Below are 13,222 nucleotides of genomic sequence, written 5' to 3' on the forward strand. Positions count from 1 at the left end.
GAGACCCTGTAAAACTGTCCGCTGGCTTCTAGACGCCTCGCGCGCCGGCAGCAATGGCCAAGAAATCATCGGCCTTCAGGCTGGCGCCGCCGACCAGCGCGCCGCCCACCTCGGGCAGGGCCAGCAGGCTGGCGGCGTTGCCCGGCTTCACCGAGCCGCCATAGAGAATTTTAATGCCGGCGCCGCCGGCGCCGAGTTGCGCGACCAGGGCGGCGCGGATGGCGCCGTGCATCGCCGCCACATCGGCCTCGGTCGGGGTCTTGCCGGTGCCGATGGCCCAGACCGGCTCGTAGGCGATCACGCCGGAAAAATCATGGGGCAGGCTGTGGCGCAGCTGGGTGCGCACCACGTCTTCAGCCGCGCCCGCCTCGCGCTCGGCCAGGGTCTCGCCGACGCAGACGATCGGGGTCAGCCCGGCGGCCAGCGCGGTTGCCGTTTTCGCGCAGACCACGGCATTCGTCTCGCCATGATTTTCCCGCCGCTCTGAATGGCCGAGGATCACATAGACCGCGCCGGCTTCTTTGAGCATGGCGGCGGAAACGTCGCCGGTATGGGCGCCCTGGGGTTGGGCGTGGCAGTCCTGCGCGCCGAGCGCGACGGCGCCGCCGTTGAGCGCCCCGGCAAAGCGGTCGAGCAGCGGGAAAGGCGGGCAGATCGCCAGGTCGACATGGCCGGGCGCCTGCAGCAGCGCCGCCGCATAGGCGGCGATGTCCGCCAGCTTGCCGTGCATTTTCCAGTTACCCGCGATGAGCTGCCGCATGCTTTGGTTCCTTTAAGAGTGCTCCCGTCGCTCTAGAGCATTCCTTGTTGGAGAAGGAAGAGGCCGCTTTTTTGAAAAAAAGCGGCGCAAAAAACTTTTGTTATGCTGGGCCCGTGCCGGTGAAACCAGCGCGGTCCAAAGTTAGCAAAGTTTTTTTGCTACTTTTTGTTCACAAAAAGTAGCGCTTACTTACTTGTTTCCTACCGCCAGAGCAGCACCACGATGATTTCGGTAAGAAAACCGATGGTGAAGGCGATGCCGCCCACCGGCTGGAGGATTTTCGCCATTTCGCGGCGGATGATCTGCCGCGCGAAACCGGGGCCGCTGCGCGCCGCGATCGCCTGCTGCAATTGTCGCTCGATGCGCGGCAAGGAGAGGCGCTGGAATCCCCAGATGATGGCGTTGCAGAGCAGCAGCGCGAGCAGCAGCGCCAGCAGGTGCGCACCGCCTTGCTGGGCGAAGCCGCGGGTCGAGACGCCGATGACGAGGCCGGCGGCGAAATACAGCCCGGCGACCATCCAGGTGGCGACGCGGGTCGCGTCGGCATAGTCGGTCGGCGATACGCGCATGCTCAGGCCCTTCCTTGTCTCGCAATTGCCCGATCCTGGTGGTCTAGCTATAGAGGCGACGATTTGGGGTAAAGAGAGCGCATGCTGGTCTCGGTTCGCAAACTGCTGGAAAACTGGATCGCGCGGATATTTTTCGCGCTGCTCGTGTTGGTGTTCGTGTTCTGGGGCATCTCCAACGTGGTGACCATGATCGGCAGCAACACGGCGGTGGCCGAGGTCGCGGGGCAGAAGGTGGACATTTCTGTTGTGCAACAAGCCTATCAGGCGGCTTTGGCCCGGGCGCAACAATCGGGCCAGGGGCAGCCGGACGTGGCGGCGCGTGAGCAACTGGCCGAGACCGCGCTGAGCGGCGTGCTGCGTGAGCGGGTTCTGGGGCTCGAGGAGAAGCGGCTCGGCGTGACGGTGCCGGATGCGGTGGTGCGCCAGCAGGTGGGCCAGATCCCCGCTTTCCAGACCAACGGCGTGTTTGACAAACAAAAATTCGCCCAGGTTCTGGAGCAGAACAACACCACGCCGGATCAGTTTGTGCACGATCTCACAGCGGAAATCGCCGGGCAGCAGTTGGTGGCCCCCCTGGTCTCCGGCGCCGCGGCGCCGCAGGAGCTGGTGAACCGGATTTTCCACTTCATCTCCGAGCAGCGTTTCGCGGACATGGTGCAGATCCCGGTCGCCGCGCAGCCGCGGCCGGCGGCCCCCGCCGAGGCGGTGCTGCAGCGTTATTGGCGCAATCATCCGGCCCAGTTCACGGCGCCGGAATACCGTACGATCCAGCTGGTCGTGCTCTCGCCCGCTTTGCTCGCCGCGCACGAAACCGTGTCGCAGGCCGATGTCGATGCCGCTTATGCGCGCATCGCCGCGGCCAACCCGAGCCAGCCGCTGCGCAGCGTGCAGGTGATCGTGGTGGGCAATCTTGCCGCCTCGTCGCAGCTTGAGGCGGCGTGGCGCTCAGGCGCGAATTGGGCGCAGATGCAGGCGATGGCCAAGCGGTTCGGCGCTAACCCGGTGGAGATCGACCGGACGCAGGAGAACCAGATTCCCACGCCGAGCCTCGCCGCGGCGGTGTTTGCCGCGCCCGCGGGGCAGGTTACCGGGCCGGTCGCCGGGCCGGCGGGCATGTATCTTTTCAAGGTGACGGACATTGCCTCCAACACTCCGGACGCGGCGACGCTGAAGGCGCAGATCGCCCAGCAGCTGCAATTGCAGCAGGCGCAGGCCCAGGTGGCGGCAAGCGTGAACGCGCTGCAGGACGCGCTGGCGGGGCAGACGCCGCTTGACCGGCTGCCGGGTAATCTCGGCCTGGCGGCGGTGGAGGGCACGCTGGATGCCAACGGCGACACCCCGACGGGCGATAAGGCGCCGTTGCCGGGAAGTGCGGCGTTGCAGGCGGCGGTGCTGAAAACCGCCTTCGCCGCCCGCCCGCACCAGCCGGCGCAGCTCGTCAACGGCCCGGATGGCGGTTATTTCGCCCTCACGGTCAATGCCGTCACGCCGCCGGCGCAGCAGCCTTACGATCAGGTGCGTAACCAGGTGCTGGCCGCCTGGACCAATGATGCGCAGATGCGCGAAGCGGAGATCAAGGCGGCCGGCCTGTTCCATGCCGTCAATGCCGGCCAGACGCTGGGCGCGGCGGCGCAGGCCGCGGGGTATCAGGTGAGCAGCTCTGCGGCCTTCACCCGCAACGCGCCGGCCAGTGGCGCGACCACGCAAATGCAGAATGTGCTATTTTCGCTCAAGCTCGGCCAGGCGACGATGTTGCAGACCGATACCGGTTTCACCGTCGCCACGCTCGCGAAAATCGTGAATCCGACTCCGGCGCAGGACCAGGCCGATTATAACGAAGCGCGGCAATCGATGACGAAGTCGTTGCAGGATGATGTCGGCGGAAGCCTCCTGGCCGGGTTGCAGTTACGCGACAAGGTGACAATTAATCAGAAGCTCTTTTCACAAATTTACCAGTGATTGATACCGTACCATGAATGCTGTGCCCGACCGTTTTGACGCCTTCCGTGCCGCCTATGAGTCCGGACGCGGCGCGCTGGTCTGGCGGCACGATAGCGCGGATCTGCTCACTCCCGTCGCCGCGTTCCTGAAGGCGGCGCACGGCAAGCCCTTCTCGTTCCTGCTGGAAAGCATCGAAGGCGGCGTGGTGCGCGGCCGCTATTCCGTCATCGGCATGGAGCCGGACCTGATCTGGCGCTGCGAGGACGGCGCGGCCTTCATCAACCGCGACGCCGCGACCGACCCGGCGGCCTTCGTGCCCGCCGGCGTGGCGCCGATCGCCAGCCTGCGCGCCTTGGTCGAAGAGACGCGGCTGGACGTGCCGGACACGCTGCCGCCGATGACCGGCGGGCTGTCGGGCTATCTCGGCTACGACATGGTGCGGCTGATGGAAAAGCTGCCGGCGACCAAGCCGGACGTGCTCGGCATTCCCGAGGCGATCCTGGTCCGCTCCGGCTTGTTCATCATTTTCGACAACGTGACCGATGAGATGACGATTGCCGCGCCGGTCTATCCGCGTGCCGGCATTTCCGCCGAACAGGCCTATGCCAATGCGCAACGGCGCCTGAACGAGGTGGTTACCGCACTGGAACGGCCGGTGCCCAAGCTCACCGGCACGATGCAAGGCAAGCTGGAACAAAGCTCCAACATGGAGGAGCAAGAGTTCTGGGGCGTGGTGGAGACGGCGAAGAACTATATCCGCGCGGGCGATGTGTTCCAGGTGGTGCCGAGCCAGCGTTTCGAGGCGCCGTTCCCGCTGCCGCCGTTCGCGTTGTATCGGAGCCTGCGCCACATCAATCCGGCACCATTCCTGTTCTACCTGGATTTCGACGGTTTCGTCGCGGTCGGCTCCAGCCCGGAAATCCTCGTGCGGCTGCGCGACGGCAAAGTGACAATCCGTCCGCTCGCCGGCACCCGCCGGCGCGGCGCCGACAAGAAAGAGGATGCGGCGCTGGAGGCGGATCTGCTCGCCGACCCGAAGGAGCGTGCCGAGCATCTGATGCTGCTCGATCTCGGCCGCAACGATGTCGGCCGGGTTGCTGAGATCGGCTCGGTGCGGGTTGCGGAGAGTTTCGCGATCGAGCGTTTCTCGCACGTGATGCATATTTCCTCGACCGTGGAGGGAACGCTGCGCGCCGATTACGACGCGCTGGACGCGCTGATCGCGGGCTTCCCGGCCGGCACGCTTTCCGGCGCGCCGAAAGTGCGGGCCATGGAGATCATCGAGGAACTGGAGCCTTCGCGGCGCGGCCTCTATGCCGGCTGCATCGGCTATTTTGCCGCCAACGGCACGATGGATACCTGCATCGGCCTGCGTACTGCCTTGGTGAAGGATGGCACGATGTATGTGCAGGCCGGCGTTGGCGTGGTCGCCGATTCCGATCCGCAGGCCGAATATGCCGAGAGCGTGCAAAAGGCGCGGGCGCTGTTTCGTGCGGCCGAGGATGCTGCCCGCTATGTCTCGCCGGAGCCCACCTGATGATTTTGCTGATCGACAATTACGATAGTTTCACCTTCAATCTGGTGCATTTTTTCGGTGACCTTGGCGCGGAATGCGTGGTGCGGCGCAATGACACGCTCACGCCCGCGGAGGCGCTGGCGATGCAACCGGAGGCCATCGTGCTCTCACCCGGGCCCTGCACGCCCAACGAGGCGGGGATCTGCCTCGATCTCGTCACCGCGGCGGCGGGCAAGATCCCGCTGCTCGGCGTCTGCCTCGGCCATCAGGCGATCGGCCAGGCCTTCGGCGGTCAGGTGATCCGCGCCAAGGAGCCGATGCACGGCAAGACCAGCCAAGTGTATCACGACAACACGGATATCTTCGCGGGGCTGCCGAACCCATTCACGGCGACGCGCTACCATTCGCTGATCGTGCCCCGGGCGACGCTGCCCGAGACTCTGGTGCCGACCGCCTTTACCGAGGACGGCATCATCATGGGGCTGCGCCATACGGTCTACCCGGTGTTCGGCACACAGTTTCATCCCGAGAGCATCGCCACCAGCCACGGGCATGAGATTCTGAAGAATTTCCTCGACATCGCCCGTGGCCGCAACGCCCCGCCTCAGGCGGCATGAACGACGGGCTGAAGCCGTTTCTGGCGCGGCTCGCCCGCGGCGAGACACTCGATGCGGCAGCGGCGGAAGACGCGTTCGGCATCATCATGGAGGGTGCCGCGACGCCGGCACAGATCGGCGGGATGCTGATGGCGATGCGCGCCCGCGGCGAAACCGTGGCGGAGTTGACCGGAGCGGTGACGGCGATGCGCCGGCGCATGACCAGAGTGGCGGCGCCGGCGAACGCCATGGATGTGTGCGGCACCGGCGGCGACGGGGCGGCCAGCCTCAACGTGTCCACCGCAGTCACGTTCGTGCTCGCGGCCTGTGGCGTGCCGGTGGCCAAGCACGGCAACCGTGCGCTTTCCTCGCGGGCCGGCGGCGCGGACGTTCTGGCCGCGCTGGGCGTGAACATTGAGCCGGATCTGCCGCGCCTGCCCGACATATTGCGCGCGGCGGGGTGCGTGTTCCTGTTCGCGCCGCGCCACCATCCGGCCTTGCGCCACGCGGCGCAGGCGCGGGTCGAGCTGGGCACGCGGACGATTTTCAATCTCACCGGGCCGATGGCCAATCCCGCCGGCGTGAAACATCAGCTCATCGGCGTGTACGACCCGGCCTGGGCGCGCCCGATGGCGCGCACGCTGAGCGAATTGGGCACGGAGAGCGCCTGGATCGTGCATAGCCAGGGGCTGGACGAGCTGACTCTGGCCGGGGTCAGCCAAGTGGTGGCGCTGAAACATGGCGAGATCACCGAGTTCACGCTCGAGCCCGGCGATGCCGGGCTGGCGCCGGCGCCGCTGAGCGCGCTGCGCGGCAGCGACGCGGCGGAAAATGCGGCTTCGCTGCTGACGCTGCTCGAGGGCGGACGCGGCGTTTACCGCGACACGGTGTTATTTAATGCGGCGGCGGCGTTGATTGTGGCCGGGGCCACGACAAGTCTCGCCGAGGGTGTTGGGCTGGCGGCCGGCGCGATCGATCGGGGGGACGCAAAACGGGTTCTCGACCGGTTGCGCGCGGCATCGCAGGCGTAAGGGGCAAAGATGGGCGCGACGGAGAGCGATAATATTCTGGCGAGAATCTGCGCCGACACCAGGGCCGAGACGGCGCGGCGCAAGGCGGCGACCAGCCTGGAGGCGATTCGCGCCCAGGCGGTGCAGGCGCCCAAGCCGCGCGGCTTTGCCCGGGCGCTGATGGATGACGCCGTGCGCGGCCGCACCGGCCTGATCACCGAAATCAAGAAGGCCTCACCCTCCGGCGGCCTGATCCGCGAAAATTTCGATCCGTCGGCGCTGGCGGTTGCCTACCAGGCGGGCGGGTCCTCCTGCCTGTCAGTACTGACCGACCATAAATATTTTCAAGGGACGCCCGATCATCTGCGGGCGGCGCGCGCCGCCGTCTCGCTGCCGGTGCTGCGCAAGGATTTCATCCTCGAGCCCTGGCAGGTGTTCGAGAGCCGCGCCATGGGGGCGGATTGCATCCTCCTGATCATGGCGGCGCTGGGTGACGACGAGGCGCGCGAGCTGGAAAGCCTGGCGCACGACCTGGACATGGACGTGCTGGTGGAAGTGCATGACGAAAACGAGCTGAGCCGCGCACTTGGCCTGCGGACCAAACTGCTCGGCATCAATAACCGCGACCTGAAGACGCTGGTGACCTCGTTGGAGACGACCGAGCGTCTCTCGCGTTTTTGCACTCCCGACCGGTTCCTGATCTCGGAATCGGGCGTGAAGACCTATGAGGATATCGTCCGCCTGCAAAAAGTCGGCGTGCAGGGATTCCTGGTCGGCGAGTCGCTGATGCGCCAGCCCGACGTCACCGTGGCGGTGCAGAAGCTGCTCGGGGCATGACGTGGGGAACCCGATGAACAAACTGACCCATATTGACGAGACCGGCGCGGCGCGCATGGTCGATGTCTCCGCGAAAGCGGAGAGCGTGCGTGAAGCCACCGCCAAAGGCCGCGTGGTGATGCAGCCGGAGACCGCTGCGCTGATTGGCGCGGGCCAGGCCGCTAAGGGCGACGTGCTGGCCGCGGCCCGGCTGGCCGGCATCATGGCGGCAAAGCGCACCTCCGATCTCATCCCGCTGTGCCATCCGCTCGCGCTCTCCTCGGTGGCAGTGGACCTGTCCGTGACCGCGGACACGGTGGAAATCGCCGCCACCGTGCGCACCACCGGCCGCACCGGGGTGGAAATGGAAGCGCTCACGGCGGTGAGCGTGGCGGCGCTGACGATCTACGATATGGTCAAGGCGGTGGACCGCGCGATGCGCATCGAAGCGGTGCGCGTGGTACGCAAATCCGGCGGCAAATCCGGGGATTTTACGCAGGAATGATTAGCGTCGACGAAGCCAGGCGACAGATTCTCGAAGGGCTGCAGGTCACCGGCAGGGAGACCGTGCCGCTCGCCGTCTCCCTGGGCCGCGTGCTGGCCGTGCCGGTCGCGGCGCGGCTGTCGCAGCCGCCGGCGGACGTGTCGGCCATGGATGGCTATGCGGTGCGCGCCGCCGATGCGGTGCAGGGCGCCGCTCTCAGCATCATCGGCGAAGCGCCGGCCGGGCACCCGTTCGGGGGCAGCATCGGCGCGGGACAGGCGGTGCGCCTGTTCACCGGCAGTTTTGTGCCGCCGGGCGCGGACGCGATTCTGCTGCAGGAGAACGCCACCGCGGCAGGCGGGACCGTCACCGTGAACGAGAGCTGTGTGGCCGGGAAGCATATCCGCCGCGCCGGCCAGGATTTTCACGCCGGCGCCGAGCTGATCGCCGCCGGGCGGCGGCTGACGGCGCGCGATGTCGGCCTCGCGGCGGCGGGCAATCATCCCTGGTTGCAGGTCCATCGCCGGCCGCGCATCGCCATTCTCGCCACGGGGGACGAGATTTCCCTGCCTGGCGAAGCGATCGGGCCGGGCGGCATCGTCAGTTCCAACGCGCATATGCTGGCAGCGTTCGTCACCGCGGCGGGCGGCGATCCCGTGGTGCTGCCGATCGCCGGCGATGATCTCGCCGCCATCGCCGCCGGGGCCGATGCGGCGCGCGGCGCCGACCTGCTGGTGACCACCGGGGGTGCGAGCGTCGGCGTGTACGATCTGGTCCAGCCGGGGCTCCAGGCGCGGGGCCTCGCCCTGGATTTCTGGAAAATCGCCATGCGCCCGGGCAAGCCGCTGATGTTCGGCCGACTGGAGAGCCAGCCGCTGCTCGGCCTGCCGGGCAACCCGGTCTCCGCCTATGTGTGCGCGGTTCTGTTCCTTGGCCCGGCCATCGCGCGTATGAGCGGACTGCCGGCGCAGCCGCCCGAGACGGAGCGGGCGCGCCTGACCGCGGCGATGGCGGCGAATGACCGGCGCGAGGATTATGTCCGCGCCGGGCTCGAGCGTGGGGAACATGGGTGGCTCGTCACCCCGTTCCCGGTGCAGGATTCCGGCATGCTGAGCACGCTGGCGCGCGCCGATGCGCTGATCCGCCGGCCGGCGCACCAGGGCGCGCTGGTGGCCGGGGCTGAGGTGGAAATTCTACGTTTTTAGGAAGAAAGCAGCCGCTTTTTGAAAAAAGCGGCACCAAAAACTTTTGTTTATGCTGGGCCATGGGCTTTGTCGCCGACACAGCCCATGGCCCAGAGTAAACAAAGTTTTTTTGCTACTTTGTGTTCACAAAAAGTAGCGCTTCCCTTGTCTTTCTTCTGTTTTCGCGATGCTTGACGCGGCAACGAGAACTAAACTAGAACATCGGCGCGTTTGTGCTTTGTTCTTATCAGAATTTCTCGCGTCGGAGACATCAATGTTAACAACCAAGCAACATGAATTGCTGGTGTTCATCGACAAGCACCTGCGCCAGACCGGCTGCAGCCCGAGTTTCGAGGAAATGAAGGAGGCGCTGGATTTGCGTTCCAAATCGGGCATTCATCGGCTGATCACGGCGTTGGAGGAACGCGGGTTTCTCAAGCGCCACAAGCATCGCGCCCGGGCCTTGGAGGTGGTGCGGCTTTCCGAGGATCTCGACCCGCCGACACGGGAAATCCCCAAATTCGCGCCGACCGTGATCCAGGGCGATTTCACCGGCAAGCTGCCCGGCGTGCGCGCCGCGGCGGCGGCCGAGGCGGTGACCTTGCCGCTTTATGGCCGCATCGCCGCCGGCCTGCCGATCGAGGCGCTGCAGGAGAATGACGAGGAGATCGAAGTGCCGGCGAGCCTGGTCGGGCTGGGCGAGCATTTCGCGTTGCTGGTCGAAGGCGATTCCATGGTCGATGCCGGGATCCTCGACGGCGACACGGTGATCATCCGCAAGGGCGAAACCGCCGAGACCGGGCAGATCGTCGTGGCCCTGATCGACCGCACCGAGGTGACGCTGAAGCGGCTGCGCCGGCGTGGCCAGTCGATCGCCCTGGAGCCGGCGAATGTCCGCTACGAAACGCGGATTTTCCCGCCCGAGCGCGTGGCAATCCAGGGCCGCCTGGTGGCGCTGCTGCGGCACTACTAAGAAAAGGCGAGTAAGCAGCCGCTTTTTGAAAAAAGCGGCGCAAAAACTTTCTTGAAACTGGGCCTGAGGCGCCGAAACGGCACGGGCCCAAAGTAAACAAAGTTTTTTTGCTTCTTTTTGTTCACAAAAAGAAGCGCTTCCTTCCTTCTTTATCCTGCCCGCTTGGCCTTATTCTGCCGGCGGCGCTGCTGTTCGTTCGGCTTGCCGCCGAACGGCGGCCGGGCCGGTTTGTCGGCGCGCGGGGGGCGGGGCGCATGGGGCCTCGGGCCGCCGCGGCCGGCGCCGGGCGGCGTGGAGGGCTCCAGCGGCAATTCCGCGTTGCTGTGCGCGGCGATGGAGGCGGCGAAGCGTTCGGCGGCGTGCGGGGCGATTTCGAATTTCGTCTCGGTGTCGAAAATGCGGATCGCGCCGATCTCCGGCTTCGTCACCCCGCCCTGGCGGCAGATCAGCGGGATCAGCCATTTCGGGTCGGCCTTGTCGCGGCGGCCGACCGGGGCGCGGAACCAGCTGCCGGTGCCGGCCTCGCCGCCATAGGGGGCGGCCGGCTCGCGCGCGGCGCGGCGCGGCGCTTCCGGCGGCAGGATGGTGACCGGTGCGGGCTCCGGCAGACGCGCGCGGTAAAGCCGGATCAGCGCGGCGGCGATGGCCTCCGGGCTTTGCCGCGCGAGCAGCTCTTGCGCCAAAACCAGCTCATCGCCTTCGGGCGGGAGGGAAAGCCGCTCGTCGGCGAGCAGGCGCTCCTGGTCGCGGGCGCGGATCTGTTCCGGTGTCGGCGGGTCTTCCCAGGTCGCGGTGATGCTGGCCGAGCTGAGCAGCAATTCCGCGCGCCGGCGCTTCGAGGCCGGGACCAGCAGCAGGCTCAGCCCCTTGCGCCCGGCGCGGCCGGTGCGGCCGGAGCGGTGCAGCATGGTCGCCTTGTTGGTCGGCAGCTCGGCATGGATCACGAGGTCGAGCTCAGGCAGGTCCAGGCCGCGGGCGGCGACGTCGGTGGCGATGCAGACCTGGGCGCGGCCGTCGCGCAGCGCGCTCAAGGCGGCGTTGCGCTCGCTTTGCGAGAGTTCGCCGGAGAGGGCGACGGCGTTGAAGCCGCGCGCCAGCAGGCTGGCGTGCAAATGCCGCACGGTGTCGCGCGTGGCGCAGAACACCAAAGCGCGCGCCTCATGTAGGCGGAGCAAATTGACCAGGCCGTTTTCCAGCTCGTGCCCGGAGAGGCGGATGGCGCGGTATTCGATGTCGGCGTGCGGCTGGTTGCGGGCCACGGTGTCGATGCGCAGCGCGTTCTGCTGGTAGTTGCGCGCCAAAGCCGCGATCTCGCGGGCGATGGTGGCGGAGAACAGCAGCGTGCGGCGGCTCTCGGGGGCGGCCTGGAGAATGAATTCCAGCTCGTCCTTGAAGCCGAGATCGAGCATCTCGTCGGCCTCGTCGAGCACCACCACCTCGCATTCATTGAGCTTGAGATGGCCGCGCTCGAGATGGTCCTGCAGCCGGCCCGGCGTGCCGACCACCATGTGGCAGCCGCGCTGGAGCTCGCGCTGCTCGACGCGGATATTCATGCCGCCGACGCAGGAAACGATGCGCCCGCCGGCTTGTTCATATAGCCAGGTGAGTTCGGCGTGGACCTGCAGCGCCAGTTCGCGGGTCGGGGCGATCACCAGCACCAGGGGCGCCACCGTCGCGGGCAGGCGCTCGGCGTCGCCGAGCACGGTGGAGGCCAGGGCCAGACCATAGGCCACGGTTTTGCCGGAGCCGGTCTGCGCCGAGACCAGCAGGTCGCGGTCTGCGGCTTCCGGCTGCAGGACCGCCAGCTGCACAGGTGTGGGTTCATCGTAGCCGCGCGCGGCGAGGGCGCGGGTCAGGGCAGCATTGCTAATTGGGAAAGCCATGGCGGCTCCTAGCCCGGTCAGCGTCCCGCGGCAACGCTGCGTGCCTTTATTTTCCGTTTATCGGCCCTGCAAGGAATCCACATCGCCTTTTCATGCCGGACGGGTTACATGGGCCTCGTTGCTACTGAGGTTTTAATGCTGCGTTTCTCCAACCGGCCCCGCAAGTCGCGGCCGGCGGCGCGCCAGAATTCATGGCGCCGCTTGTTCGGCTCACGCCGGTTGTTTGATACTGTGTTGCTGGGGTTGACCTTCGTGACGGCGGCCCGTTTGGTGTCCGCCGCGGTCGCCCAGTCGCCGCAGGTGGCCATGCCCGGCGACATCGTTCCCGTCGAGCGGACCACCAACTGGATTGCTGGCGTGAATGTGATGAAGGCGCATGACCTGTCCGACGCGTTTGCCGCGCCAGGCCACGCCTGTCAGCTCGACATCAAATATATGGCACGGACGGGCGGCAGTTTCGCGGTGCTGGCGGTGCGCGCTGACGGCGTCATGCTGTCCTGGGCCGGCGGGCCGACCGCGCCCGGGCAAGCCTGTGCCGGCGGTGAAACCGGCATTCTCGTTTCCGATGCGGACTACCGCTCAATGTTGTTGCGGGTTCCGACCGGCGGATAATCGTAATGTTTTGGAAAGATTGAAGACCGCATGGGCACGAATCGCCGCGCCCTCCCGCATTTCGGGATTGAAGGACGTGCGACGCTGGCCTATGCTTCCTTTATCTGGCGTTGGCCGGATGCCTTGAACGATTGCAGAGGACTTTTTTTATAGTGCGACCCCCCAAGAACGACCGCCAACGGCCCCGCCGCCGCGGTTTCGACGACGATAATTTCTATGGCAACACCCCGCCCATGCCGTCCTTTTCAGGGTTCGGGTCCACGTCGATGTCCTCATCGCCCGAGGCGAAGGCCACCGTCAAATGGTACAATCCTGACAAAGGGTTTGGTTTCGTTGAGATGGCCGATGGTTCGGGCGACGTGTTTCTGCACGCCAACTCGCTGCAGAACGCCGGCTACCAGGCGGTGACGCCCGGTTCCATTCTGCAGGTGCGCGTCGGCCAGGGCCAGAAGGGCCGTCAGGTCGACCAGGTGATCTCGGTGACCGAGGGCGAAGCCCCGGCGCGTAGCTTCGGGGGCGGTTTCGATCGTCCGCGTTCCGGCCCGCGCCCGCCGCGCCAGCAGGCGACCGGCCCGGCCGTGGAAATGACCGGCACCGTGAAATGGTATAATGCCACCAAGGGGTTCGGCTTCATCAGCCCGCAGAGCGGCGGCAAGGACGTGTTCGTGCACGCCACCGCGCTGGAGCAGGCCGGTCTGCCGCCGCTGCAGGAAGGTCAGGCCGTGCGCATGAACGTCGTGCAAGGCGCCAAGGGGCCGGAAGTCAGCTCGATCAGCGTCGACTGAGTTTCGTCGATTGAATGGCAGACGGGCTCGCTGTGGCGGGTCCGTCTCATTTGGGGGCTGGGCCCGTGGCGCTGAAACCGCTACGGCCCAGAT

General features: G+C 66.5%; 13 protein-coding genes. 10 read left to right on the top strand and 3 right to left on the bottom strand.

Annotated features, from left to right (window positions below; translation table 11 throughout):
• Nucleotides 1-28: 28 nt before the first annotated feature.
• Nucleotides 29-760: a triose-phosphate isomerase gene (gene tpiA, locus VNC39_RS11310; protein WP_325399227.1), complete on the bottom strand. Its 732-nt coding sequence runs from the start codon at nt 758-760 to the stop codon at nt 29-31.
• A gap of 200 nt (nt 761-960) precedes the next feature.
• On the bottom strand, nt 961-1,329 hold the full coding sequence (locus VNC39_RS11315) for a hypothetical protein (RefSeq protein ID WP_325399229.1): 369 nt from the start codon (nt 1,327-1,329) through the stop codon (nt 961-963).
• An 81-nt stretch (nt 1,330-1,410) separates the two neighbouring features.
• On the opposite strand from VNC39_RS11315, the gene VNC39_RS11320 reads away from it, so the two are divergent.
• The 8 genes from VNC39_RS11320 (at nt 1,411) to lexA (ending at nt 9,849) form a co-directional block, all read left to right on the top strand.
• Complete coding sequence (locus VNC39_RS11320; RefSeq protein ID WP_325399231.1) at nt 1,411-3,288, top strand: peptidylprolyl isomerase; 1,878 nt, start codon at nt 1,411-1,413, stop codon at nt 3,286-3,288.
• 13 nt (nt 3,289-3,301) lie between these two features.
• Nucleotides 3,302-4,807: an anthranilate synthase component I gene (trpE, locus tag VNC39_RS11325; RefSeq protein ID WP_325399233.1), complete on the top strand. Its 1,506-nt coding sequence runs from the start codon at nt 3,302-3,304 to the stop codon at nt 4,805-4,807.
• Entirely contained in the window at nt 4,807-5,403 is a 597-nt protein-coding gene (locus VNC39_RS11330) for an anthranilate synthase component II (RefSeq protein ID WP_325399235.1), read from the top strand. The genes trpE and VNC39_RS11330 overlap by 1 nt, the downstream gene beginning before the upstream one ends.
• Nucleotides 5,400-6,413, top strand: a complete 1,014-nt coding sequence (gene trpD, locus VNC39_RS11335) for an anthranilate phosphoribosyltransferase (protein ID WP_325399237.1) — start codon at nt 5,400-5,402, stop codon at nt 6,411-6,413. Before VNC39_RS11330 ends, trpD begins: the two co-directional genes overlap by 4 nt.
• A gap of 9 nt (nt 6,414-6,422) precedes the next feature.
• Nucleotides 6,423-7,229 (top strand): indole-3-glycerol phosphate synthase TrpC, encoded by an 807-nt coding sequence (gene trpC, locus VNC39_RS11340; RefSeq protein ID WP_325399239.1) that lies wholly within the window; start codon nt 6,423-6,425, stop codon nt 7,227-7,229.
• 13 nt (nt 7,230-7,242) lie between these two features.
• Nucleotides 7,243-7,713: a cyclic pyranopterin monophosphate synthase MoaC gene (gene moaC, locus VNC39_RS11345; protein WP_325399241.1), complete on the top strand. Its 471-nt coding sequence runs from the start codon at nt 7,243-7,245 to the stop codon at nt 7,711-7,713.
• The gene (glp, locus tag VNC39_RS11350) at nt 7,710-8,897 is read left to right on the top strand and encodes a gephyrin-like molybdotransferase Glp (RefSeq protein WP_325399243.1); all 1,188 of its coding nucleotides are present in this window, start codon (nt 7,710-7,712) and stop codon (nt 8,895-8,897) included. The genes moaC and glp overlap by 4 nt, the downstream gene beginning before the upstream one ends.
• Before the next feature lie 253 nt (nt 8,898-9,150).
• Nucleotides 9,151-9,849, top strand: a complete 699-nt coding sequence (lexA, locus tag VNC39_RS11355; RefSeq protein WP_325399245.1) for a transcriptional repressor LexA — start codon at nt 9,151-9,153, stop codon at nt 9,847-9,849.
• A 149-nt stretch (nt 9,850-9,998) separates the two neighbouring features.
• Here the strand turns inward: lexA and VNC39_RS11360 are convergent, their stop codons facing one another.
• Nucleotides 9,999-11,732 carry a DEAD/DEAH box helicase gene (locus tag VNC39_RS11360; protein WP_325399247.1) on the bottom strand — a complete coding sequence of 578 codons (1,734 nt, stop codon included), beginning with the start codon at nt 11,730-11,732 and terminating at the stop codon, nt 9,999-10,001.
• Nucleotides 11,733-11,867: 135 nt separating this feature from the next.
• Between VNC39_RS11360 and VNC39_RS11365 the strand changes: the two genes are divergently transcribed.
• Both VNC39_RS11365 and VNC39_RS11370 read left to right on the top strand, forming a co-directional pair.
• On the top strand, nt 11,868-12,344 hold the full coding sequence (locus tag VNC39_RS11365; protein WP_325399249.1) for a hypothetical protein: 477 nt from the start codon (nt 11,868-11,870) through the stop codon (nt 12,342-12,344).
• 233 nt (nt 12,345-12,577) lie between these two features.
• Entirely contained in the window at nt 12,578-13,129 is a 552-nt protein-coding gene (locus VNC39_RS11370; protein ID WP_325399251.1) for a cold-shock protein, read from the top strand.
• Nucleotides 13,130-13,222 lie beyond the last annotated feature (93 nt).

The organism is Acidocella sp. (assembly GCF_035535915.1).
Classification (GTDB): Bacteria; Pseudomonadota; Alphaproteobacteria; order Acetobacterales; family Acetobacteraceae; genus Acidocella.

Bases quoted from the DNA above. Each gene is read 5' to 3' on its own strand.
- trpC (WP_325399239.1), top strand. From the start codon at position 6,423: ATGGGCGCGACGGAGAGCGATAATATTCTGGCGAGAATCTGCGCCGAC.
- VNC39_RS11330 (WP_325399235.1), top strand. From the start codon at position 4,807: ATGATTTTGCTGATCGACAATTACGATAGTTTCACCTTCAATCTGGTG.
- VNC39_RS11320 (WP_325399231.1), top strand. From the start codon at position 1,411: ATGCTGGTCTCGGTTCGCAAACTGCTGGAAAACTGGATCGCGCGGATA.
- lexA (WP_325399245.1), top strand. From the start codon at position 9,151: ATGTTAACAACCAAGCAACATGAATTGCTGGTGTTCATCGACAAGCAC.
- moaC (WP_325399241.1), top strand. From the start codon at position 7,243: ATGAACAAACTGACCCATATTGACGAGACCGGCGCGGCGCGCATGGTC.
- VNC39_RS11365 (WP_325399249.1), top strand. From the start codon at position 11,868: ATGCTGCGTTTCTCCAACCGGCCCCGCAAGTCGCGGCCGGCGGCGCGC.
- trpE (WP_325399233.1), top strand. From the start codon at position 3,302: ATGAATGCTGTGCCCGACCGTTTTGACGCCTTCCGTGCCGCCTATGAG.
- VNC39_RS11360 (WP_325399247.1), bottom strand. From the start codon at position 11,732: ATGGCTTTCCCAATTAGCAATGCTGCCCTGACCCGCGCCCTCGCCGCG.
- glp (WP_325399243.1), top strand. From the start codon at position 7,710: ATGATTAGCGTCGACGAAGCCAGGCGACAGATTCTCGAAGGGCTGCAG.
- trpD (WP_325399237.1), top strand. From the start codon at position 5,400: ATGAACGACGGGCTGAAGCCGTTTCTGGCGCGGCTCGCCCGCGGCGAG.
- VNC39_RS11315 (WP_325399229.1), bottom strand. From the start codon at position 1,329: ATGCGCGTATCGCCGACCGACTATGCCGACGCGACCCGCGTCGCCACC.
- tpiA (WP_325399227.1), bottom strand. From the start codon at position 760: ATGCGGCAGCTCATCGCGGGTAACTGGAAAATGCACGGCAAGCTGGCG.
- VNC39_RS11370 (WP_325399251.1), top strand. From the start codon at position 12,578: ATGCCGTCCTTTTCAGGGTTCGGGTCCACGTCGATGTCCTCATCGCCC.